Genomic DNA, 22,275 nt, shown 5'->3' on the forward strand with positions numbered 1-22,275 from the left:
TATTTAGGCAAGGCAGAGCCTGTGTAGTGTGGTTATTCCCCATAAATAGGCGATAACGTAGCACAAATGCCAAACATGCGCTGCCCGAAGGGTTCTGCCCAGGGGCTATTTACTCTTTGTTGCTCGGTTTTTACTTATTCTTACAGGGATGTAAGTCAGTAGAATAACGCAGGAGCAGTTATCGAGCCCACTAGGTTACAAACCTCGCGCCGCGATTAAATAGCCCCTAGATTGAACGAATTTTAATCCTGAAAGGTCAACAGGTCCAATAACTGAGACATTATTTATATGCATTCAATAAAGTTAGTATCTGAAGAATTAATACCATCAAAAGTAGTGTGTGTTGGCCGTAACTATACCGCACATATTGCAGAGCTAAATAACGAAACGCCAGATCAAATGGTTTTATTTAACAAACCAAATAGCGCAATTACTAATACGTTACTTGCAGCTCATAACGGCGATACGCTGCATTATGAAACCGAGTTATGCTTTGTAATTAAAGATAAAAAATTTGTAGGTGTTGGGTTGGGCTTAGATTTAACTAAGCGCACAGTACAAAGTAAATTAAAAAATAAAGGGCTTCCATGGGAGCGTGCTAAAGCGTTTGATGGCTCTGTTATTTTAAGTGACTTTGTCGAACTAACTGATGCTATGAAACACTTTACGTTTGAACTTAAAATTAATAATGAAGTGATTCAGCGAGGTGATACTCATTTTATGCTACATAATCCTGACTCGATTTTACAAGAGATTAATGAATTTATGAGCCTCGAGGACGGTGATGTAGTAATGACAGGCACACCTTCGGGCGTAGGTGAGGTAACGGCTAAAAGTATTTTTGCTGTTGCACTTTATGCTAATGATCAGTGTTTACTTGAGCATCAGTGGAAAGTAAGTAAAAATTAATGACTTGCTGTTGGTAGTGTTTATCAAAGTCGGTAAAGGTAGTTTTAAGCCAAGTATGCTGACTTTGTTGGTACTCAGGTGATTGTAGTACGTTGTTTTTTAGTGAACGGTTAATTTTTTTGAGCGCTTGCTCTGCAAAATTATTGGGGGCGTTAGCCGCACAGCCTATTGCTCCTCTTATAAATTGAACATCATTTTCTTCTATTGGTACACTCTCTATATTCGTAAATTCGCCTTGCTTATTAAAGTAATCGGCCATAAACGGGTAATCAATTGAATAGTCTAAAAATCCGTGACTCAAACGCGCTATAACAGCCTGACTTTCGTTTTCACTGCTCCAACTTAACGATGACTCTTTATCTCGTTTTGTATTTTCGATAATAGTATTAATTTCAGTTGTAAATTTACGTGCAGCGGCTTGTCCATATACGTATTGGGGATCAGTTAATAAATTAATAAGATGAATAGGTGAACCGTGCTTTTTTTCTAATTGTGGCTTTAGCTCTTTTGTCGTGATAATTGAAAATGGAGGATATACCGTTGTTGGATTTGAGTAGTTAAGTAGTTGGTTATTATATTTTTTATAAATAACACATGGGAAACATACGTTTTTTCCTTCATTTAAATATTTATTTATACGCTGCTGAGGGACTATTAAGCGAGTATGTTTTACATCAGTTATGGTTCTGATTAGTTGCTCAGTTAGATTGTCGCAAATTCCACCTTGTGGTGCACTTTCGCTCTTAGCTATATGAAAAGGGGGCGTGTAACTTTGCAGCCAAATAATCTCTTCTAGAGGCTGTACTTTCTGCTCAACGGCATGTGCGTTAAATACAATTAATAAGCAAAATGCATAGTATCCATTTTTCAGCATTGATAATTATTCGTTGAATTAATAAAACTTAATTAAAGTATAGTGTTGGTTGTTGTAGGGTCAAATATTTTAGTTAAAAGCAGCCTTTATGCAAGGCTGCTTTTTAACTGCTACACGCTTAATAAGGCATTGGATAGTTTTTAAATATAGTATTAATTTCGCTGAGGATTTCGTCACTTAATGTAATGTTAAATGCATCAATATCTTCTTTTAATTGGGCTATGGTTGTTGCACCAATAATTGAAGATGTGACGCCATCTACTTGGTTACACCATGCGAGTGCTAGTTGTGCTGGAGTAATATTGTTTGCATGAGCCAGTTCAACATACTGCTTAGTTGCTTGCTCTGCGTTTGGTGTATCTCTAAAAATACCGTTGCGCTGCATGAAGGTCCAACGAGAGCCTTCTGGGCGAGCACCATTTAGGTATTTACCCGTTAATAAACCGGCGGCTAAAGGTGACCACGGTAAGTAGGCAATATCTTCGTGTACACATTGCTCTATTAAATACGGCCAGTCTTTAGCGTGCGCTAGGCTAAACTCATTTTGAATAGATACCATGCGCGGTAAGTTATGCTCTTTGGCCAAGCTTAAAAACTGGCTTATACCCCATGGCGTATCGTCAGATAAACCACAGTGCTTAATTTTACCTGCTTTAACACATTCATTAAGGCCTTGTAGAATATCAAGCATACTAGCTTGGTGTTCTTGTGTATTTACGTCGGTAAATTTAAGTGTGCCAGGCCATTGTCTGCCAAAGTGTGGAGTAGAGCGATTTGGCCAATGCAGCTGATATAAATCAATGTAGTCGGTTTGAAGACGCTTAAGTGAGTCGTCCACGGCTTCTATTACTGTTTGGCGAGTAATATTACCGCCATCACGTACCCAAGATAATCCATTGCCTGCAATTTTTGTGGCAAGTACTACATCGCCACGCTTTTGCTGATTACGCGATAGCCAGTCGCCAATAATTTCCTCGGTTTTGCCATAGGTCTCTGGAGAAGGAGGCACAGCATACATTTCGGCTGTATCAATAAAGTTTACGCCTTGCTCTAGCGCGTAGGCTATTTGTTCATCAGCATCGCTTTGAGTATTTTGTTTACCCCAAGTCATACTGCCTAAACATACTCTTGAAACGTTAATACCACTGCTGCCAAGTGCGCTGTATTGCATGAGAATTCCTTATTGATCGTATTGAGAGTAGCTAACTAACGCTGATAAAAGAGGCTCTGCAATTGGTGCTTTTTGGCCTGTTTCAAAATCAAACATAACCACTTTTGAAGTGCCTGTTGTTGTTATAGCGTTTTGCGCGTGACTAAATACGGTGTAATTCATAACAAATCGATCTGTTTTTATATCAGAAATAGTAACGCCGACTGTAAGCGTATCTGGAAAAGTAACTGGGCGTTTATAACGAATGTTGTTTTCGCTTATTACCGGACCTACGCCATTAGAGCTTATTGTATCGAACAGATTTATTTTATTTAAGAAGTCGATTCGGGCTATTTCAAAGTAACGTAAATACACTACATTATTTACGTGTTGTAGTGCATCCATATCAGCCCACGCTACGGTGATGTCGGTATGGATAGGGTGCTGATCTTTAAACGTTTGCATTATTTATTGGCCCTTAATTTTAAAGTATTTAGATTATCAATATGGAGTTGTGAGCTCAAGGTAATTAATAGCATGTTTTTTTATAAGATGATTGTACCTATTTAATTTTAGGTCTACAGTTAAATTACACAGACAAACACAAACACAAAAACACACACAGAGGTATGTATGCACAATATAATTAATTGGTCTTTAGCTTGTTTGGTTTTTATAGCCTCATTTACCTGCTACGCAATGGGTAATGAATCTGGCGCTATTATTTTAATGTTAGCGGGGTTTTTCTTCGAAGTTATGTTTTGGTTACGTGGTCATAAAGAGCCAGAAGATAATAAGCACTTTTTTTAATCGCTAACTAGGGCCTGTTGACCTTTCAGGATTAAAATTTGTTCAATCTAGGGGCTATTTAATCGCGGCGCGAGGTTTGTGACCTAGTGGGCTCGATAACTGCTCCTGCGTTATTCTACTGACTTACATCCCTGTAAGAATAAGTAAAAACCGAGCAACAAAGAGTAAATTGCCCCTAGGCAGAACCCTTCGGGCAGCGTATGTTTGGCATTTGTGCTACGTTATCGCCTATTTATGGGGAATAACCACACTTCATAGGCTCTGCCTTGCCTAAATACCAAACATACTGCTGCAAATTTAACCTCGAAAGATAAACAGGCCCTAGGCTTGCTTATCACAAGTGATTACATAATAATGACTGTATAAATAAACAGTTGTGTTGTGTTGTGGTGATGAAGAAGTTTATTCACATAGACATGGATTGCTTTTACGCAGCAGTAGAAATGCGAGATAATCCTAAACTTGCATGTGTACCGCTTGCTATTGGAGGCAATAGCCGACGAGGCGTGCTCTCAACCGCTAACTATATAGCGAGAGAATATGGCGTACGATCGGCTATGTCGAACTATCATGCTAAACAATTATGCCCCGATTTAGTTATTGTTCCTGGGCGCATGGCTGTATACAAAGAAGCTTCAAATCAAATACGCGAAGTATTTAGCCGCTATACAGACTTAATAGAGCCTCTCTCCCTTGACGAAGCCTACCTAGATGTAACAGACAGCACCGCTTGTAAAGGCAGTGCTACACTAATTGCACAGCAAATAAGAGCCGATATTTACAGTGCCACAGGATTAACTGCATCAGCAGGAATTGCGCCTATTAAGTTCATTGCCAAAATAGCCAGCGACGAAAAAAAACCGAATGGTCAATTTGTCGTTTTGCCTCATGAGGTCGATGACTTTTTAGCGCAATTACCGCTGGGGAAAATTCCGGGGGTAGGTAAAGTAACGCTCGAAAAACTCAATTTAAAAGGCTTATATACCGGCAAAGATGTACGTGAAAAGGGCGTAAATTGGATGCAGCAACATGTAGGCAATTTTGGTGTATCGCTTTATCAAAAATGTGCAGGTGAGTATATTGGTAAAGTATCGACAGATCGCATAAGAAAATCGCTGAGTGTTGAACATACCTACGAATACAATAAAACAAGTTTGCAAGAGTGCTTAGATGAGCTGCCAAAATTGTTAGACGAATTAGTTTTAAGGCTTAATAAGCAACAATTACAAAACCGTATTAATAAACTGAGTGTTAAGGTGAAGTTTGCAAATTTTGTAGTAACCTCAGCCGACCAGGCATACCACGAACTAAACACTGAAATACTTGTTCAATTACTTACCAAGGCTTATCAAAGAGGTTTACAGCAGCCTGTTCGATTACTTGGCATAGGCGTTGGCATTAAAAGTGAGCCAGATCAAAACTTTCAACTGAGTATTCTTGATTAAGCTGTAAAGCCTGTAACTCCAAGTTGCCATTTATTGACAAGTTGTGTAATTAGCTCATCGCACCTAGCTGGTCTTCAATATTTAAATCGACGATAATAGAGGCCTATGTTTTCTAACAGGACTTTATTTATGGCATACCCTCAAGCGGTTAGTGCGAGCCTTAAATGCACATCACATGATGCGCTTATTGTTATTAGTGATGACTTTTCTTTATTACCAAATAACTCATTACGTGATGCTATTTTAGACCAAGCAAACGTTGATTCTCGCATTGGTAAACAAGTTACTTTATTAGTAATTGAAAACAAGCGCGTTGTACTTGCGCCTACTGGTCCGTTAAATAGAGATTACGATGATGTTCGCCGTTATTTTGATGCTGCTAAATTAGCAATTAACGAAGCAAAAGCGTCGGGTAGTGTTAATCCTGCATTATTTTTACCAAATTTAAATGGCGACAGCCGTTATCAGCACGCTTTAGAAGTTTCTTATTTAGGCGCTTGCCAAGCCTTATGGCAGCCATTAGAAGCGCGTGAATATCACGGTGAAAGTATTGAACCTATTACTCAAATTGGTTTAGTTGGCGCAAGTGAGCAAACAATCAAAGCTGTTAATGCAATTGCAGCTGGCCAATATGCCGCGCGTGATTTATGTGGCACTGAACCTGAGCGTATGGCTCCACCACGTTTTGCTGATTACTGCGTTGACTTATTTAAAGGCTCAAACATTGCGGTTGACGTAATTGATGATATTGCAGCTATTGATAAAAACTACCCAATGCTAAGCACTGTTGCGCGTGCATCATATGCAGTTGAGCGCCATCACCCACGTGTTGTTAAGCTTGAATATGTACCAGAGGGCGAAATTACTCGCACGCTTATGTTTGTAGGTAAGGGCCTTGTATACGATACAGGCGGTGCAGATTTAAAAGTAGGCGGCCATATGGCAGGCATGAGTCGTGATAAAGGCGGCGCAGCTTCTGTTGCGGGCTTTATGAAAGCTGTTGCGGATTATCAGCCTAAAGGCGTTAAAGTAGTATCGTACTTAGCCGTTGTTCGTAACTCTATTGGCTCGGATTGTTTTGTACCAGATGAAATTATTACTAGTCGCGAAGGTATTCGTGTACGCATTGGTAATACCGATGCAGAAGGGCGCTTAGCAATGGGCGACCTGCTTAGCGAAATGAAAGATTTAGCTAAAACTGAGGTCAATCCAACGTTATTTACTGTAGCTACATTAACGGGTCACGCGGCACGTGCGATGGGTCCTTACGGTGCGTATGTTGAAAATGGCCCTGCTCGTAGCGCAGGTGTTTCACGTCAAATAGCTGATCTTGGTGATTTGTGGGCTGATGGTGCAGAAGTATCGCGTTCACGTCGCGAAGATTACGACTTTATTAAACCACGCACGCTAGCTGACGATGTTTTATCTAGCAATAACGCAGCATCGGCTGTTACAGCTCGTGGTCATCAGTTCCCAATGGCCTTTATGGCTATCGTTGGTGGGCTTGATAAGCACGGTAACGATTCAGTTCAGCCACTACCTTATGTTCATATGGATATTGCTGGTAGCGGTGTTGAAGGCGGTGATTGGCAGCATGGCAAGCCAACGGCTGCATCAGTAACGAGCTTGTTTGCACGTTACTGTTTGTAAGCTAAAAGTTTATATGTGATAAAAAAGCCCTGTTAATTCAGGGCTTTTGCATTTTATGACAATGCTATCGATTAATCTAATTTAAAACGATTAACTACGCTCGAAAGCTCTTGGCTACTTTGTTTAAGGTTATCACTAGCATTGGTAAGCTGTTTAGTATTATTGAGTGACTGCTCAGTTGATTGAGATAGCTCATTAATACGTAAATTAACTTCATCAGCAGCTTGAGTTTGTTGCTCTGTAGCACGTGCTATTTGACTGTTCATTTCGGTAATAATTGAAACAAGTCGTTCTATTTCATTAAGCGAAGTATTGGCTGATGACGCCTGTTCTACGGTAGAAACCGAAAGTGCTTGGCTTGATTTAACTGCTTCTACTGCTGCTTTTGCACCTTCTTGTAGTTTAGTGATCATGGTTTGAATTTCGTCGGTACTTTGCCCTGTACGGCTTGCAAGTGTGCGAACTTCATCAGCAACAACTGCAAAACCTCTTCCGTGTTCACCTGCGCGAGCAGCTTCAATGGCAGCGTTTAATGCCAGTAAATTTGTTTGCTCAGATATACTTCTTATTACATCAAGTACAGAGCCTATATTGTGGCTTTCGTTGGCTAAATCTTCTGTTACACGGCTGACCGTTTCTATGTTGCTTGAGAGTGTTTCTATGGCTGTAATTGTTTGAGCAACTACGTTTTTACCTGTTGATGCATTTTGTGCTGCGTCTTTAGCTGCTTGCTCTGCGGCTTCGGCGTTACGGCTTACATCATGTATTTGGTGAGTCATTTGCTCCATGGCAGCTGCAACTTGGGTTGAGCTATCGTTTTGGAGCTCAATAAATGAGTGGCTTGTTCTACTTGATTCATCAACTGTATGCGCATGCTCGCTTACGTCGTTTGCGCTTTGAGATACATGGGCAAGTGACTCTCGCATTTTTAAAGCAAATAAATTAAACGAGCGTGATAGTTCAGATATTTCATCATTTCCAGATTCACTCAATTTGCGGGTCAAATCACCTTCGCCTTGTGAAATATCTTTCATCATATCTGCTGCTAAACGAGTAGGTATTAAAATGCTCTTGCCTATAAAGTAACTAAGTAAAATAACAGCAATAATCATAATTGTAGCACTGATAACTATAAGATTACGCTGCTCGCTAAATGCTGCGTCAATTGAGTCTAGATAAACACCTGAACCAATAATCCATTGCCATTGACTGAAACCTTTAACAAATGCGATTTTTTCAACTGGTTTTTCTTTATCAGGTTTTGGCCATTTATAAGGAATAAACCCCTCGCCAGAACGTTTAACTATATTCACCATATCAACAAATAATGCTTTGCCATCGGGGTCTTTATTATTAGTTAAATCTTTTCCCTCAAGCGCAGGTTTTATAGGATGCATAACCATTGTGGGCTGATAGTTGTTAATCCAAAAGTAATTGGTTTTGTCGTAGCGCATTGCTCTTATTGCATTAAGTGCTTGCGATTGAGCTTGTTGTTGAGTAAGTGAATTACTTTGCTCAAGGTCATAAAAGTGCTCGATTATACTGTAAGCAGTTTCTACTACGTTTTGTGTTTTTAGATACTGCTCGTTTTTAAGAGAGCTATATTGGTGAGTTAAGCTGGCTATACTAAGCGCTATAAGCCCAAACACCACAATTGCTATAAGTAGCGAGAAACGTTGGAATATACTGAAACTACGTAGACTAGGCATACATTTATCCTCAAAAAGTGTGCGCTTTAGCGCATAGGATAAGCGTAGCTAAAAAGAGAGTTTAATCTAGGTCCGACGAGTAATAATGCAAAAAAAGGCTGATTTATCAATCAGCCTTTATCTATTTTTAAAATAGTTTAATTATTTAACATCAAAATGACGATTAAAAAAGTTTGTAATTGTTTGATGTAAGTGTGTTTGCACCTGTTTACCACGTAGGCTGTGCTTAGAGCCTGGGTAGGTCATCATTTCAAACTGTTTTTCGTTATCTTGTAGTTGCTTAAATAATTTAGTTGAATGCGTAAACAACACGTTGTCATCAGCCATTCCATGATAAATCATTAATGGACCTTTTAAGCCATCTGCGTAGGGGAATACTGCGCTGTCCTCATAGCCTTTAGCATTGGTATCAGGATGACCTAAATAGCGCTCAGTGTAATGGGTATCGTATAGAGCCCAATCGGTTACTGGAGCACCCGATACGCCCGCTTGAAAGTAATCGCCCGCTTTAAACATAGTCATAAGTGCCATGTAGCCACCGTAGCTGTGGCCATAAACACCAATACGCTGTGGATCTACGTAATCAAGTGTACGTAAAAACTCTACGCCTTTAATTTGATCGGCAACTTCTACTACACCTAAGTGTTTATAAATTGCATCTTCAAACTTTTTACCACGGTTGTACGAACCACGGTTATCGAGTTGAAAAATTACGTAACCTTGTTGCGCCATGTACTGAAAGTACAAGTTTTTACTGCGCCAGCTATTCGTTACTCGCTGAGCATGCGGGCCGCCGTATACGTTAACAATAACAGGATGCTTTTTACCATCGGTTACGTTACTTGGCTTAAATAAACGGTAGTGCATAACTTGACCATCTTCAGCTTTGATTGTGCCGTATTCTGGTTTTGTTAAATCGCTTAAATAAGGGGTAAGCGGGTGATTACTATCTAGCTTATTTTCTTCAAGCCATGTAATAAACTCGCCGTTTACTTTGCGAAGCGCTGCTGAGTTTGGTTTATTATCAGATGAGCTATTATCGATAAAGGTTTTGCTGTCTTTTGCTAGCACAACATTATGGTACTGACCTTTTTCGGTGATACGTTTGGCATCGCCTTTTTTAAATAAAGGCGCGCTGTATAAATGGCTTTCAAGAGGAGTGTCTTTACGACCAGCAAAGTAAATAATGCCTTTTTTCTCATCAATGCCTTTTAAGCTATCAACAGCCCAATCGCCAGAAGTAATTTGACGAACAAGTTGACCGTTTGTGCGATACAGATATAAATGTTTAAAACCGTCGCGCTCAGATGCCCATACAAAATGTTTTTTGTCTTTTAAAAACTCAAGATCAAAATGTAGGTTAATCCACGTTTCGCTGTTTTCGGTTAGTGCTACTTTTTGTGCTTTAGTTTCACTGTTATAAAAACGAAGCTCTAATTTATGTTGTGAGCGATTTTGCCATTGGTACGACAGTGTATTGCCGTCTTTTAGCCATTTAGCACGCGCGATATAAATGTCTTCATCTTTACCTAAATCAATCCAATCTACTTTTTGGTCGTTTAGTTTAACCACACCGAGTTGAATTTTAACATTGTCGGTACCTGTAAACGGGTAGCGCTGGTTAAATAACTTAACTTCATCAGCGTAAATTTCGTTACGGATAGCTTCTTTTACTGGGGTTTCGTCAACGCGGGTATAGGCAATTTTAGTTTCATCCCCTGACCACCAGTAACCCGTCATGCGGCTCATCTCTTCTTGAGCAACAAACTCAGCCATACCATTTTTAATTACGCCACCGCCATCTTTACTAAGCTGAATTTCTTTTCCTGAATCAAGCTCTAAAGCATAAAGGTTTTGTTCACGAATAAATGATACATAATTACCTTTAGGTGAAAAGCGTGCATCGGTTTCAAATGTTTCAGTATTGGTTAGCTTTTTACTTTTACCTGAGGCTAAATCGTAATAGTAAAGGTCGCCGTTCAGTGGAAATAAAAGTGCTTTACCGTCCTTAGACCATTTGTACTCAAGTATGCCTTTACCAAAAATACGTTGGCGTTCGCGGCGGGCTTTTTCTTCATCTGATAGGTTTTCTGGGCCTGAAAATAATTTTGCCGAATCAACTAGCACACGATTGGTGTTATCTTTTAAATTATATTCCCATAAATCGTAGCGGTTGTAGTCATCGCTTTTACCTTGCAGGTAAGTTACACGGCTGCCGTCAGGCGAAAATTTAAGTTGTACAGGTGATTTACCTGAAAGGCTCGGATCGTCAAAAATACGCTCCAACGATAAAGGTTTTGCTTGAACACTAATAGCGCCAACCATTAATGGTAGGGCTAGTGAGAGGTGTTTTATTTTTTTTAGCACAAGGTTGCCTTAGCTTATTATAAATATTGCTTTGATGTTAAAGCCAAGCGTGTGCAACTGCAACTAAATGCTATAAAGTGGCGATTATTAAAGACAAAGTAGGATATAACTATGACGAACCCTAAATTTGAACTTGCGCCAGAGCTTAAGCGCGACTGTATAGAACTTGCAGATTGGCCGCTGTGTAAAGTACTTTTATTAAACGATAGTCAGTATCCGTGGTTTGTATTAGTACCAAGGCAGGCTGACTTAAGAGAGGTAATTGATTTATCTGAGGGTGATCAAATTGTGTATTTAAAAGAGTCAGCCAAGCTAAGTAAATTATTAATGGATGTGTTTAGCCCTGATAAGTTAAACATAGCTGCTTTGGGTAATATGGTGCCGCAATTACATATTCACCATATTGCACGCTTTACGAGTGATGCAGCTTGGCCTGCGCCAATTTGGGGTAAATTTCCTGCAGTCCCTTATACTGATGTACAAATTACAGAGATAAAAAAAGCGCTGCAGTTTTAAGCTGCAACGCTTATTTAGGGTTTAGCTAAGTTTGACTAAACTTATTTAAGCCCTAGTACTTCTTTACCTTGTTTAAACGTTACATCTACAGGGATATTTGCTTTACTTAGTTTTTCTAAGTCTTTAGCTAGTTCTTCTTTAATATCGCCATGCGTTGCGATTAGTTGATCTACTTTTTCGTAGTCGCCATCACCTTGTAAGGTTAAAATTAGACGAGAAAGCTTGGCCATTGCAATGCTCATTTTTTCCATGTTTACGCGGTATAAACCCTCGTCATTTTTAGAAAATGCGCCTTCTTGTGCAAAAAAGTTAAAACGAATCATGTTAGCTTTACCGTGTGCGCTTGATGCACCAAAGCGAACTGAGCGGAATATACCGGCCATAAACGTTGTGTAGTAATCCTCAAGGGTACCTTCAGTAATTTCGCCTTTATTAAGTAACTGTTCAACCATATAGAGACCTAAAATATCGGCTTTACCTTCTTCAAGTGCACTTGCGTGTTCTTGTAGTGATTGGCGAACAGTACCTTTACCCGTAAGTGTATTTTTAATACCTAAGCCATGCGCCACTTCATGAAACATAGTATTGGCAAAAAATGCGTTAAAGGTAATGTGTTTACGCTGCTCAGGTACAATTAATTGTTCTGAAATTGGCACTAAAATTTTATCAAACTTGGCTCGCATCGCATTTTTAAGTTGCAGACGACGAGTCCCTTTTTCTAGTTGCACTTGCTCATCGTTTGGTAAGTTAATTGCAATTGTTTTACTACCCGCGTTTGAATGCCCAGCGTAATAAACAACATCATATGCATTTAGGTCTGCGTCAGAACCCGGTACTTCTTGTTTGTACTTAGCATCAACAGGTAAGTCTTTTTGAAGCTCAGGTAAAAAAGCTGCAAATTTAGCTAAACGCTCGCTCCATTTTAAATCTTTAATTAGTACGTAAGATTCATACGCTGCGCGGTAACCAAACAATTGATCTTCATAAGTTTCAATTGGGCCAATAACCACATCTACAGGGTTGTTTTTCATATCCATCCACGCAAAATCAGACACTTGAAAATCATCTTTTTGTAGGGCATCAGCACGTAGATTTAGGTAATTAGCGAATTCTTTATCGTCAGCAAGTTTACTTGCTTCACGTAAAAGGTCAGCGGCTTTTGCAAGCTCAACAGCGTATTCTTTAGAGTAAGGTACGCTATAAAGTTTGCCTTGCTCATCACGCTTGATTATAGAGTAAAGCCCTGTTTTGTCTTCAACGTCTGCATTATTTAACTCTTCTTTAGTTATGTCGGCAGGGTAAAACTGTGCACCAAGAGGTTTTTCTTTATAGCTAGATAAAAATGCTTCATCGCCATTTAAGCGATCCCATGGACCGTAGTTAATATCGGCAAATTTGCGGACTTTTTCATCATTGAGTTTTGCTAAAAACGCATCTCTATTCTCACCAAAAGATTGCTTCCAAAATAACTCGTCCATCACTTTTGAAGCATCAATAAGCTTAGACACCATCGCTTTTTGGTTATCACTCAAATGCGAAAGGTCAGCCTCTAGGCTAAAGTCGGTATAAATATCTAAACGTTGTTTATCTGTATTAATAAGCTCAGGGCCTGATTGTGCACTGCTTTTTTGAGCAAGCTCTACGGCTGTATTGTCGGTAGAAGACGGTGCTTGTTCAGAACATGCACTAAGAAAAACGACACCTGAGAGCATAATTGCTTGGCTAATTTTATTTAAGATCATTATATTGCCTGTTAAAAAAGTAAGTTTAATAACTTGTACTGCTTAGTTAAATAACTAAATATGTACAAACGCTTCCTTATCGTGAGTGCATTAAAGCAAAACTAAATAGTAAATAGCAAGTATTTGGCGTTGTAAGGCAAGCATGAGCGGTAAAGCATTATAAATAAAATAAACTTCTATAATTTTCTTAACTTTATCGGTAAGTTAGACAATACTAATTATATTACTAATACGAAAATTAACTGCCTGAGTTTGCAGTTAATTTACAGGCTGAACACAAAAGGACGGCAGCTTTATGTCTACAGAAAACGCTTTATTAACGATTCTAGTCGATAGAATAAATAACGATACTTTGGTTTTACCAACGCTACCTGAAGTAGCGATTAAGGTTCGCCAAGCTGCAGATAACCCTGATGTGAACTTAATGCAAATGTCAGATGTAATCTCACAAGACCCAGCGCTTTCAGCTCGTATGATAAAAGTAGCTAATAGTGCGATTATGGGACGTTCTGTAAAAGTATCTAATTTACAACAAGCGGTGACTCGTATTGGGTTGCGCCAAATTAAAAATATTGCAACGGCTATGGCCATGGAGCAATTATTTGTATCAAACAATGAGCTGATTAAAGGCTACATGGGTAAGGCTTGGCAAAAAACATTAACCGTTGCTAGCCATTCAATAACACTCATGGAGTTTTACTTAAAAAACAATAAACACACTTCATTAAATCGTGATTCAATTACATTAGCAGCACTTGTTTATAATATTGGTGTATTACCAATTTTAACTGAAGCTGAGCGCCACCCTGAAGTGTTTGCTAATCCAAGCTTTTTAGCTCACGCAATTCAAAAACTGAGTGGAAAAATTGGCTCATCCATCATGCAAGCGTGGGAGTTTCCTAAAGAGTTTGTTGATGTAGCTCTAAGCTGGGCAGATCCAAGTTACAAACCTGATAAAGTTAGTTACGTAGACTTTATTCGAGTAGGCGCTATTTTAGAGGGAACATTACAGGTTTCTGATAAGTCAGCAGCGCTGCAAACATATATAGATAAAGGTGTAATACCGTCAATGCAATTATTCACAAGTGATGAATACAACGATATGCTAAAAGATGTGAAAAACATGTTTAGCTAAACATGTTTTATCATAGCAAACTAAAAGGGTTAACTTGCGTTAACCCTTTTTGGTTTTATTTATCGATAGTATTTTCTGTTTTGGTTTTTTCGTACCGTTTTATTCCCGCTACCCATGTTTGCAGGACGTTTGTTTTGTATATCTCGTCAACAGGCACCTTAAAGTAGTCTTTATCAATTAAAATAAAGTCGGCCCATTTACCTTTTTCTAAACTACCCACCTTAAATTCTTGATGAGCTGAATAAGCGCCACCGAGAGTAAATGCACGTAATGCATCTTCGCGGCTTAGTACTTCACTTGCGCGCCAGCCGTTTTCAGGTAGTTTGTTATGATCCATGCGTGTAATGGCTGAATACAAACCATCAAATGGATTTGCAAGCTCTACAGGGTAATCAGACCCTGCTGCAACAACCGATCCTTGCTTTAAAAATGTTTGCCAAGCGTAGGCTCCGCTTAATTGTTTTTCAGTTAAGCGTTGCTCTGCCATATGCATATCAGAAGTGGCATGTACTGGCTGCATTGAAGGGATTATTTTTAACGCTTTAAAGCGAGGGATATCCTCAGGCGTTACAATTTGTGCGTGCTCTATTCGGTTACGTAGTAATATACCGCCCGTTTTTTTAAACACATTTTGATAGGCATCAAGTACTACTTTATTTGCTTTATCGCCAATGGCGTGGGTATTTGCGCTAAAGCCGCTTTTAAAGCTTTGTGTAAAGAGCGCTTCGAGTTTTTCTTGTGTTTCAAGCATTAAACCATGGTGACCAGGTCTGTCTGCGTATTCTTCAATCAGAGCAGCTCCGCGAGAGCCAAGTGCGCCATCTGCGTAAACTTTAACACTGCGAATTTCCATAAAGTCATTTTTGTCGTGGTATCGGCCTGCCTTTAACATTGTATCTAAATCAGGGCTTGCACCACTTAACATTGCCACAATACGTAGCGGTAAATTACCAAGGTCGCCGCGCTCTTTGTAAACCTCCCATGTGGCTTTATCAATACCTGCATCGTGAGTAGAGGTAATGCCTAAACTTAATAAATGCTTACCTGCTGCATCTAGTGAGTCACTTATATCTTGCTTTGAAGGGGCTGGCATATGCTGGGTAATTAGCGATTCTGCTTTATCTACAAAAATACCTGTAGGATTACCAAATTCGTCTTTAATTATTTCACCGCCTTCGGGCGCTTTTGTTTGGGCGTTAATCCCAGCAAGTTCGAGCGCTTTTGAATTAACCCAAATGGCGTGACTATCAACCCGCGAAAGAACCACAGGTCGATCGCTCACTACTTTGTCTAAATCTTTAGCCGTAGGAAAGCGTGTATCAGCCCAAAGCTCTTGGTTCCAACCTCGCCCTATAATCCAACCTTGTTTGTTATCGGCAAATACTTTTAGTTTATTTGTTACTTCATCAACCGATTTTGCGCCGCGTACGTCAAGTTGCGATAAATTATCTCCTAGGCCAATAACGTGCCCATGAGCATCAATTAAGCCAGGTAATAAGGTATTACCGTGCGCGTCAATTAGCTTGGCATCTGGGTAGCTATCTTTAAGTGTTTCGCTACCGAGCTTAACTACCTTGCCATTTTTAATAACGAGGGTAGAAAACTGCTGTACTTCACCTTTGTATAAAGGGGTATAACCATTGGCGTTATAAATTACTTTTGTTTGTGCGAGAGTGTAACTAGAACTAGCGCAAAGGCTGGCTAGTATGAGTGGTTTGATTATTTTTTTGAGTGGCATAGTTACTTAATTTTTATTGTTAATTTACTTACATTAACAAACTTGATTTTATAATACCAATGAATTGATAGACCTCATTTTAAGGCTTTTCTCTATATTAACTGTTTACAAAATAGGTAATTGATGTGATTGTTTAGTATGTAAAACAATCAATAAAGCATAAGGAAACGCTATGAAAGCCCTCTATTTATTACTCCCATTAACTTCATTACTTGCGGCATGTGGATCGATACCTACTGCAGATAAAAGTGTAGAAAAGCTAAACCATACTGATGTATCAAATGCTGAAATACGCGATTATATAGATTTATCAAGTGTTGAGCTGCGCGACAGGGTGAAAGACTATTGGAATATTTCCACAAGAACAGAACCACGATATCCAATAGCTGCTGCAAAAAAAGGTCTTGCTGGTTGTGTAGAACTCATGACTATTATTAATTCTGAGGGTAAAGCGCAAGGATATAAAGTAACTTCTTCATACCCTAAGGGGTTATTTGATGAAGCCGCAGCGCAATCTTTAAATACATGGGCCTGGCTACCTACTAACGTAAATGTAGCTAAACAACCTGTACTTACTCATATCAGAATTGATTTTATGATTGATTCAATACCAGTAGGTAAAAAATATTTAAAAAATTGTCCGGCTGGCGAAACATTTCAAGTAACAGGTAAAATTAAAAAAACCTCCTACTGATGAAACATTTCAAGTAACGGGAAAGATTATAAGGTTTGAACAAAGTACTTATTTACCTCACTCTAAAGTTACTTTAAGTGTGTGTAACGTTTTAGATCGAACCTTTATAAAATCTGATGGGTATGAGTTTAATACGGATATTACAAATAACTAAATAAGCATCAAGAATAAGGAAATACTGTGAAAGCTCTCTATTTATTACTCCCGTTGAGCATGATGCTAACAGCCTGTGGCTCAACGTCTGATCAACAAGTAAACGATGAAATGCCGAGTTTTATTGATTTATCGAGTCCTGAACTGCGAAGTAAGGCAGGTGAATACTGGGATGTTGCTAAAAGAGTAGAGCCGCGATATCCGATAGAAGCTGCAAAGAAAAGTATTTCAGGTTGTGTTGAGCTTGCTATGTTAATTAATTCACAAGGTGAAGCCCAAGGGTATAAGGTTATTGCATCCTACCCTGAGGGTGTGTTTGATAATAATGCAGCTGCTGCTGTGGGTTTATGGCGCTGGAAAGCGACAACTGAAAATACGAGTAAGCAACCTATTCTAACTTATCTCAAAATGGATTTTATGGTGAGCCCAAAACCTACTGATGCAGAGTATTTGGCGCATTGTTCTAAAAATAAAGCCTGAACGTAATTAATAGATATAAATATAATAAGCTAGGTGCTTGTTTACCTAGCTATAAAACTACTTACTTGCATATAAGCCATATTCATTTAGTGCTAACTTGCCATCTTTATCACTATCGTAGCTTGAGAATCGTGACCACAAAGCCGGATCTATAGCGGTTTCTGAACGTGATAAGAAACCATCTTTGTTCCTATCTAGCTTTTTAAATTGCTTTGCAATATCGTTACTTGCGGCAAAACTAAATGTGCTAAAAATACTAAACGCCAGCAGCGTTATATAGCTAATACTTTTCATACAAATCACTTAGTAAAGGTTGTTAGTTAGATAACTTTTAAATTCGACTAGCGAAATTTGGTTATCTTGGTTTTTGTCCCATTTTACAAAGGTGTTTAAAAGTTGTGGTTGGGGATCAAGTTCGTCGTGTGTTAAATAGCCACTTTTGTCGCTATCTAGGTGATCAAAGCGTTGCTTTACATCAAGTGCCGCGGCATCAAAACTTAATAGCATTAAAATGCTTATAACAAGGGGAAGTATCTTCATGGTGTTCCTTCCAAAAGATGTATTAAAAGTTCGTGACTAAAACAAAGTAAAAAGGAAAAAGCACTTGCCGTAATTTAACTCCCAACATTAAATCCTTTTACACACTCCCTCAGGGATTATGGCAAATGCTTTTAAGCTCAGTTTACCTGTAACAAGCTTAAGTAAACCTTAATCAGTAATTGCTGATTAAGGTTTAAAGCTTTCAAATTCTTTTTTTGAGACTTTTTCATCACCGTCTTCATCTAAGTCGGCAAATTGTCTCATTACTTCTTTGTCTTCCTTTGCTTCTACAATTGATATTTGTCCATCCATATCTTTATCTAAATGAGCAAAGCGCACGTTTGTTGGGGATGCAATTACAGTGGCACTAATTGCTAAAAACATTAATGAAAAAGCGGCTATAAGTTGTTTCATAATCACGTTCCTTATTAAATGAGTTTATTGAATAAATTTTTTGAATTCATCTAGCGACAATTGCCCATCTTGATTGGTATCAATTTGAGAAAAATTCTCATGTAAAACGGCATCTTCACCTGCTTCGGCTTCACTTAATGTACCGTTACTGTCTTTATCAAGCTCGTTAAAAGTCGCGTGAACGTCCATTGCGTGTGCGTTAGCGCCTAAAAAGCCTAAAGCTAGTAATGATGAAACTACTAAAATGCGTTTGTTCATAATTATTTCCTTATTGATTAAAGTTAGTAACAGCATTACAAAAATGATGCCAATAATAATTATTATTAATTTTCAAATGCTTAGCGTTTTAACTTGAGGAGAGTGAGAATTTTTTACGGGGTTTATTGTAATTTTTGTATGTCTTTTGCAACACTATGTAGCGAGATTAAAGAGATGCTTTTAAAATCAATGACTTACACTGTCTCTGTTTGGCGACACATTGTTTTTGTAGCACTGGCTGTTAATCGTATTAAATATAATTGCTGGTTCAGCTAGTGTATAAGGTAAGCACTTAATAATAGAACGCTTAATTTAAAAGGACTAAACGAAATGCCAGTAACTATAGCTAAAAAATACCAAGCAATGCTTAACTGGCGGCCTAATTTAATCGGGCAATTTGCAATGAGTATGCTGCTTTCGTTGCTCCCGCTTTCTATAGTGGTGATTGTATTTTTAAATGCGCTTAACAAACAATTAGCTATTACTCAAAGTCTTGTGAGTAACAATTACCAAGTTACTAAATCGTTTAATACTCTAAAACAAGAACTCAACAGTCTTGAGCGGGCCACTAGGCAAAACTGGGTATTAAAAAGTGAATCGCTCGACAAACTCATTGTTGATAAATGGCAATCATCCCTGCAAAGCATTGATGAGCTTAAATTTGTAAACATGAATAAAGATTATACCCACCAATGGCAACGCTTATATACCACCTTACAAACCGCGCATGTTGAATTGGTTGAGCAAAAACAACAACAAGCTGAGTTGTTTGTGCCAGTGAGCGATTTAGTCGCTGAACTTACTTTATGGTTACGTGATAAAAACGAAGCGCAAATTACCAATAACCAAAATGAGCTGACAAGCCTGCAAGCCTCATTTATAAACTGGCTGGTGGCACTTATTCCACTTACTTTAATTGTAGGTGGTGGTTTTTTATGGCGCATAAGTGGGCGACTAAAAGGGTTAACCACGGTTATTGATAAGTTAGGACAGGGACATTGGCAGCAAAAAATATCAGTTAAAGGTTCCGCTGAGCTAGTTGAGCTAGGAGAAAAGCTTCAGTGGGTGCAAGAGCAACTACATATGCTTGAGCAGCAAAAAGATACTTTTTTACGCCATGTTACCCATGAGCTAAAAACGCCGTTAGCTTCAATGGTCGAAGGCACTGACTTACTAACTGATGAAATAGTAGGCCCAATTACAGGTGAGCAAAAAGCGGTACTTGAACTGATTAGTCAATCTATGGTGCGCCTTCGCACAATGATTGATAGTTTATTGAGCTATAATGCGATTCGTACCAGTAAAGACAGTCTAAGCGAAGTTGAATTTAGCCTCCTTATTAATAAAATAAATAGCCATTTTGAGCATCGCTTAAGTGCGCGTGAACAGACTCTGCAATGGAAAAATGACTTACCAAATAAACCGCTTGCTTTACCTAGTGAGCTTATTGAGATGATTTTAATTCAGCTTATCTCAAATGGCTTAAAATTTTCAGAAGATAAGCAAAGCGTTACTATTAATTTAGCGCTTGAGCAAAATCAACTTTGTATCGCTGTGCTCGATAGAGGGTGCGGTATTAAAGAGCAAGAAAAAACTCAAATTTTCAGCGCATTTTATCAAGGTAAACACAGTAAAAATGTTACGCTGCAAGGCAGTGGGCTGGGCTTAACTATTGTAAAAGAGTCTGTTGAACAGCTAAGAGGTACACTTACTGTTGAACATAACGAGCCACATGGTTGCCGGTTTTCAATTAAAATTCCCATAACAAAAAATCTAGGAGTTAATTAACATGCGCTTGCGTTTAATCGCTATTTTATGTGTGCTCAGTAGCAGCATGGTTATATCTGGTTGTGAAATTAATAATGGGCAAGAAGAGCGTGTGTCAATTACACCAGCACCTGTGGTCGATACTAAAATAAAAAACGACAAAAACAGCAAACCAAGCCCAAAACCCAGACCAAAAATAGAACCTAGCTACCCTCCAGCAGAGCAAGTTATTGCATGGCACGCTAATCAGTGTGGCGGATTTAAATTGGTGCCAAAAAAAGATATTTTTACAGGCGAAAACGATCTTAAACGCTTTTTTAAATTTATGTGCTTAAACATAAATGATGATCCAAATACAGTAATGACTAAGTTGCTAAAACTCGATCTTGCTTACTTTTGGCCAGATGATATAAAGCAATATTTATGGCTTCAAAAGCAGCAAGTGACTATGCAAATAAATGCTAAAAAAGAGCAGCAAGCACTTAACAATAAAATGCAAGAAACCCTCTCATCGTTAGCAACAATTGAGCAGCAGCTTTTACTACGAGAAGAAACTAAGGAGCAGTAACTATGGCAGCAACTAAAGTGCAAGGTGCAAAAGTATTACTCGTTGACGACGACGCTAGCTTATTAAAACTGCTCGCTATTCGTATCGAATCAAAAGGATACGAAGTAACGACCTGTGAAAGCGGCTTAACCGCACTACAAATACTTAAAGGCCAAGTGTTTGACGCCGTAATAACCGACTTGCGTATGGATGAAATGGATGGCATGGCACTGCATCGTCAGTTGCAAAGCCGCTACCCTGCATTACCTGTCATTATGATGACAGCGCACGGTTCAATTCCTGATGCAGTAGAGGCAACTAAGCAGGGCATTTTTGCATTTATAACTAAACCTGTAGATAAAGATGAGCTATTTGACAGCCTTGCTAAAGCGATAGAAATTCACGGTGTTAACGCTGATGAAGCCGCACCTAAAAGTAATATAGTTACGCGTAGCGGCACAATGCTTCACTTGCTTGAGCAAGTAAAACTACTTGGGCCAACACAAGTTAATGTATTGATTTCGGGGGCTAGTGGTACAGGTAAAGAGCTACTCGCACAGGCGATTCATCAACATAGCCATGTAAGTAACGGACCTTTTGTTGCAATTAACTGCGGCGCTGTACCAGGGGAGCTTTTAGAGTCCGAATTATTTGGTCATAAAAAAGGCTCTTTTACAGGCGCAATTAAAGATCACCAAGGGTTGTTTCAACAAGCTGAGGGCGGCACGTTATTTTTAGACGAAATAGGCGATATGCCGCTTAACTTGCAGGTTAAGTTACTGCGCGTATTACAAGAAAAAACAATTCGCCCGGTGGGTTTTCAAGAAGAAATAGCAATTGATGTACGTATTGTATCGGCAACACATAAAAATCTTCCTGAAGCTATTTTAAGCCAGCAATTTAGAGAAGATTTATACTATCGCTTAAACGTAGTTAATTTAAAATTACCGCCACTGTGTGAGCGCCGCGAAGATATAAGCTTATTAGCACAGCATTTTAGTGCAAGCATTGCTAAGCGCATGAAGCAAATTGAAAAACACTTTGCAAGCGATGCGATGCATGCGCTTGTGCGTTACGACTGGCCAGGTAATATCCGCCAACTACAAAACGTAGTAGAGCAGGTTGTAGCATTAACGCCAAGCGATGTTATTTCAGAGCACTTAGTGTTAGCAGCGCTAAATAGTAACGAAACAAATGTAGAACCATTATCACTAAACGACGCTAAAAAAGAGTTTGAGCGCGACTATGTAATTAACACTTTAAAAATGGCAGGTGGTAACGTAGCCGAAGGCGCTAAGCTTGCTAAACGTAACCGCTCAGATTTTTATAAGTTGATTAAAAAGCATAATATTGATGTTGATAATTTAGGTTAAGGAA

The 22,275-nt window shown here is 38.8% G+C and carries 22 protein-coding genes; 11 read left to right on the forward strand and 11 right to left on the reverse strand.

Annotation, left to right across the window (positions count from 1 at the left end):
- Nucleotides 1–288: 288 nt before the first annotated feature.
- Nucleotides 289–909 (forward strand): fumarylacetoacetate hydrolase family protein, encoded by a 621-nt coding sequence (locus tag I6E80_RS01945; protein ID WP_024598670.1) that lies wholly within the window; start codon nt 289–291, stop codon nt 907–909.
- On the opposite strand, the gene I6E80_RS01950 is transcribed toward I6E80_RS01945, so the two are convergent.
- From I6E80_RS01950 to I6E80_RS01960, 3 genes are all read right to left on the reverse strand, one after another.
- Nucleotides 860–1,783 (reverse strand): ABC transporter substrate-binding protein, encoded by a 924-nt coding sequence (locus I6E80_RS01950; RefSeq protein ID WP_083707536.1) that lies wholly within the window; start codon nt 1,781–1,783, stop codon nt 860–862. The two genes, I6E80_RS01945 and I6E80_RS01950, sit on opposite strands and share 50 nt — an antisense overlap.
- Nucleotides 1,784–1,901: 118 nt before the next feature.
- Nucleotides 1,902–2,954 (reverse strand): aldo/keto reductase, encoded by a 1,053-nt coding sequence (locus I6E80_RS01955; protein ID WP_197184646.1) that lies wholly within the window; start codon nt 2,952–2,954, stop codon nt 1,902–1,904.
- 9 nt (nt 2,955–2,963) lie between these two features.
- On the reverse strand, nt 2,964–3,398 hold the full coding sequence (locus tag I6E80_RS01960) for a thioesterase family protein (protein ID WP_197184647.1): 435 nt from the start codon (nt 3,396–3,398) through the stop codon (nt 2,964–2,966).
- Between the two features lie 168 nt (nt 3,399–3,566).
- On the opposite strand from I6E80_RS01960, the gene I6E80_RS01965 reads away from it, so the two are divergent.
- The 3 genes from I6E80_RS01965 to I6E80_RS01975 all read left to right on the forward strand — a co-directional run bounded on the left by I6E80_RS01965 (nt 3,567) and on the right by I6E80_RS01975 (nt 6,838).
- Nucleotides 3,567–3,743, forward strand: coding sequence for a hypothetical protein (locus I6E80_RS01965; RefSeq protein ID WP_170071746.1), 177 nt, complete (start codon nt 3,567–3,569; stop codon nt 3,741–3,743).
- Between the two features lie 392 nt (nt 3,744–4,135).
- Nucleotides 4,136–5,188 (forward strand): DNA polymerase IV, encoded by a 1,053-nt coding sequence (dinB, locus tag I6E80_RS01970; protein WP_197184648.1) that lies wholly within the window; start codon nt 4,136–4,138, stop codon nt 5,186–5,188.
- Between the two features lie 129 nt (nt 5,189–5,317).
- A complete protein-coding gene (locus I6E80_RS01975) occupies nt 5,318–6,838 on the forward strand; it encodes a leucyl aminopeptidase family protein (protein WP_197184649.1) in 1,521 nt (506 codons plus the stop codon).
- A 71-nt stretch (nt 6,839–6,909) separates the two neighbouring features.
- Here I6E80_RS01975 and I6E80_RS01980 read toward each other — a convergent pair whose 3' ends face one another.
- Both I6E80_RS01980 and I6E80_RS01985 read right to left on the reverse strand, forming a co-directional pair.
- Nucleotides 6,910–8,547 carry a methyl-accepting chemotaxis protein gene (locus tag I6E80_RS01980; protein ID WP_197184650.1) on the reverse strand — a complete coding sequence of 546 codons (1,638 nt, stop codon included), beginning with the start codon at nt 8,545–8,547 and terminating at the stop codon, nt 6,910–6,912.
- A 141-nt stretch (nt 8,548–8,688) separates the two neighbouring features.
- Nucleotides 8,689–10,914: a S9 family peptidase gene (locus I6E80_RS01985; RefSeq protein WP_170071749.1), complete on the reverse strand. Its 2,226-nt coding sequence runs from the start codon at nt 10,912–10,914 to the stop codon at nt 8,689–8,691.
- Nucleotides 10,915–11,025: 111 nt separating this feature from the next.
- Between I6E80_RS01985 and I6E80_RS01990 the strand changes: the two genes are divergently transcribed.
- Complete coding sequence (locus I6E80_RS01990; RefSeq protein WP_197184651.1) at nt 11,026–11,430, forward strand: HIT domain-containing protein; 405 nt, start codon at nt 11,026–11,028, stop codon at nt 11,428–11,430.
- Nucleotides 11,431–11,471: 41 nt separating this feature from the next.
- Here the strand turns inward: I6E80_RS01990 and I6E80_RS01995 are convergent, their stop codons facing one another.
- Nucleotides 11,472–13,172, reverse strand: a complete 1,701-nt coding sequence (locus tag I6E80_RS01995) for a Zn-dependent hydrolase (RefSeq protein ID WP_197184652.1) — start codon at nt 13,170–13,172, stop codon at nt 11,472–11,474.
- 295 nt (nt 13,173–13,467) lie between these two features.
- Between I6E80_RS01995 and I6E80_RS02000 the strand changes: the two genes are divergently transcribed.
- Nucleotides 13,468–14,307, forward strand: a complete 840-nt coding sequence (locus I6E80_RS02000) for an HDOD domain-containing protein (protein ID WP_024590070.1) — start codon at nt 13,468–13,470, stop codon at nt 14,305–14,307.
- A gap of 55 nt (nt 14,308–14,362) precedes the next feature.
- Here I6E80_RS02000 and I6E80_RS02005 read toward each other — a convergent pair whose 3' ends face one another.
- Nucleotides 14,363–16,045 (reverse strand): amidohydrolase, encoded by a 1,683-nt coding sequence (locus I6E80_RS02005; protein ID WP_197184653.1) that lies wholly within the window; start codon nt 16,043–16,045, stop codon nt 14,363–14,365.
- A 172-nt stretch (nt 16,046–16,217) separates the two neighbouring features.
- Between I6E80_RS02005 and I6E80_RS02010 the strand changes: the two genes are divergently transcribed.
- Nucleotides 16,218–16,739: an energy transducer TonB gene (locus I6E80_RS02010; RefSeq protein WP_197184654.1), complete on the forward strand. Its 522-nt coding sequence runs from the start codon at nt 16,218–16,220 to the stop codon at nt 16,737–16,739.
- Nucleotides 16,740–16,919: 180 nt separating this feature from the next.
- On the forward strand, nt 16,920–17,372 hold the full coding sequence (locus I6E80_RS02015; protein WP_076923628.1) for an energy transducer TonB: 453 nt from the start codon (nt 16,920–16,922) through the stop codon (nt 17,370–17,372).
- Between the two features lie 57 nt (nt 17,373–17,429).
- Here the strand turns inward: I6E80_RS02015 and I6E80_RS02020 are convergent, their stop codons facing one another.
- The 4 genes from I6E80_RS02020 to I6E80_RS02035 all read right to left on the reverse strand — a co-directional run bounded on the left by I6E80_RS02020 (nt 17,430) and on the right by I6E80_RS02035 (nt 18,584).
- Nucleotides 17,430–17,666 (reverse strand): calcium-binding protein, encoded by a 237-nt coding sequence (locus tag I6E80_RS02020; RefSeq protein WP_024598659.1) that lies wholly within the window; start codon nt 17,664–17,666, stop codon nt 17,430–17,432.
- 9 nt (nt 17,667–17,675) lie between these two features.
- Entirely contained in the window at nt 17,676–17,912 is a 237-nt protein-coding gene (locus I6E80_RS02025; RefSeq protein ID WP_024598658.1) for a calcium dependent protein, read from the reverse strand.
- Nucleotides 17,913–18,098: 186 nt separating this feature from the next.
- A complete protein-coding gene (locus I6E80_RS02030; protein WP_007581559.1) occupies nt 18,099–18,326 on the reverse strand; it encodes a hypothetical protein in 228 nt (75 codons plus the stop codon).
- 24 nt (nt 18,327–18,350) lie between these two features.
- The gene (locus I6E80_RS02035) at nt 18,351–18,584 is read right to left on the reverse strand and encodes an EF-hand domain-containing protein (protein WP_024598657.1); all 234 of its coding nucleotides are present in this window, start codon (nt 18,582–18,584) and stop codon (nt 18,351–18,353) included.
- 330 nt (nt 18,585–18,914) lie between these two features.
- Here I6E80_RS02035 and I6E80_RS02040 point away from each other — a divergent pair, with 330 nt between their 5' ends.
- Genes I6E80_RS02040 through I6E80_RS02050 form a run of 3 tightly spaced genes read left to right on the forward strand, consistent with a single transcriptional unit; the run spans nt 18,915 to nt 22,271 of the window.
- Complete coding sequence (locus I6E80_RS02040) at nt 18,915–20,372, forward strand: sensor histidine kinase KdpD (RefSeq protein ID WP_197184655.1); 1,458 nt, start codon at nt 18,915–18,917, stop codon at nt 20,370–20,372.
- 1 nt (nt 20,373) lies between these two features.
- On the forward strand, nt 20,374–20,919 hold the full coding sequence (locus I6E80_RS02045) for a hypothetical protein (RefSeq protein WP_024598655.1): 546 nt from the start codon (nt 20,374–20,376) through the stop codon (nt 20,917–20,919).
- Nucleotides 20,920–20,921: 2 nt separating this feature from the next.
- Complete coding sequence (locus tag I6E80_RS02050; protein ID WP_197184656.1) at nt 20,922–22,271, forward strand: sigma 54-interacting transcriptional regulator; 1,350 nt, start codon at nt 20,922–20,924, stop codon at nt 22,269–22,271.
- Nucleotides 22,272–22,275 lie beyond the last annotated feature (4 nt).

Source organism: Pseudoalteromonas sp. NSLLW218, assembly GCF_015864775.1.
In the GTDB taxonomy this organism is placed as follows: Bacteria; Pseudomonadota; Gammaproteobacteria; order Enterobacterales; family Alteromonadaceae; genus Pseudoalteromonas.

Excerpts from the sequence above, each read along its gene's own strand:
- I6E80_RS01945 (WP_024598670.1), top strand. The coding sequence starts at position 289 with ATGCATTCAATAAAGTTAGTATCTGAAGAATTAATACCATCAAAAGTA.
- I6E80_RS01950 (WP_083707536.1), bottom strand. The coding sequence starts at position 1,783 with ATGCTGAAAAATGGATACTATGCATTTTGCTTATTAATTGTATTTAAC.
- I6E80_RS01955 (WP_197184646.1), bottom strand. The coding sequence starts at position 2,954 with ATGCAATACAGCGCACTTGGCAGCAGTGGTATTAACGTTTCAAGAGTA.
- I6E80_RS01960 (WP_197184647.1), bottom strand. The coding sequence starts at position 3,398 with ATGCAAACGTTTAAAGATCAGCACCCTATCCATACCGACATCACCGTA.
- I6E80_RS01965 (WP_170071746.1), top strand. The coding sequence starts at position 3,567 with ATGCACAATATAATTAATTGGTCTTTAGCTTGTTTGGTTTTTATAGCC.
- dinB (WP_197184648.1), top strand. The coding sequence starts at position 4,136 with ATGAAGAAGTTTATTCACATAGACATGGATTGCTTTTACGCAGCAGTA.
- I6E80_RS01975 (WP_197184649.1), top strand. The coding sequence starts at position 5,318 with ATGGCATACCCTCAAGCGGTTAGTGCGAGCCTTAAATGCACATCACAT.
- I6E80_RS01980 (WP_197184650.1), bottom strand. The coding sequence starts at position 8,547 with ATGCCTAGTCTACGTAGTTTCAGTATATTCCAACGTTTCTCGCTACTT.
- I6E80_RS01990 (WP_197184651.1), top strand. The coding sequence starts at position 11,026 with ATGACGAACCCTAAATTTGAACTTGCGCCAGAGCTTAAGCGCGACTGT.
- I6E80_RS01995 (WP_197184652.1), bottom strand. The coding sequence starts at position 13,172 with ATGATCTTAAATAAAATTAGCCAAGCAATTATGCTCTCAGGTGTCGTT.
- I6E80_RS02000 (WP_024590070.1), top strand. The coding sequence starts at position 13,468 with ATGTCTACAGAAAACGCTTTATTAACGATTCTAGTCGATAGAATAAAT.
- I6E80_RS02005 (WP_197184653.1), bottom strand. The coding sequence starts at position 16,045 with ATGCCACTCAAAAAAATAATCAAACCACTCATACTAGCCAGCCTTTGC.
- I6E80_RS02010 (WP_197184654.1), top strand. The coding sequence starts at position 16,218 with ATGAAAGCCCTCTATTTATTACTCCCATTAACTTCATTACTTGCGGCA.
- I6E80_RS02020 (WP_024598659.1), bottom strand. The coding sequence starts at position 17,666 with ATGAAAAGTATTAGCTATATAACGCTGCTGGCGTTTAGTATTTTTAGC.
- I6E80_RS02025 (WP_024598658.1), bottom strand. The coding sequence starts at position 17,912 with ATGAAGATACTTCCCCTTGTTATAAGCATTTTAATGCTATTAAGTTTT.
- I6E80_RS02030 (WP_007581559.1), bottom strand. The coding sequence starts at position 18,326 with ATGAAACAACTTATAGCCGCTTTTTCATTAATGTTTTTAGCAATTAGT.
- I6E80_RS02035 (WP_024598657.1), bottom strand. The coding sequence starts at position 18,584 with ATGAACAAACGCATTTTAGTAGTTTCATCATTACTAGCTTTAGGCTTT.
- I6E80_RS02040 (WP_197184655.1), top strand. The coding sequence starts at position 18,915 with ATGCCAGTAACTATAGCTAAAAAATACCAAGCAATGCTTAACTGGCGG.
- I6E80_RS02045 (WP_024598655.1), top strand. The coding sequence starts at position 20,374 with ATGCGCTTGCGTTTAATCGCTATTTTATGTGTGCTCAGTAGCAGCATG.
- I6E80_RS02050 (WP_197184656.1), top strand. The coding sequence starts at position 20,922 with ATGGCAGCAACTAAAGTGCAAGGTGCAAAAGTATTACTCGTTGACGAC.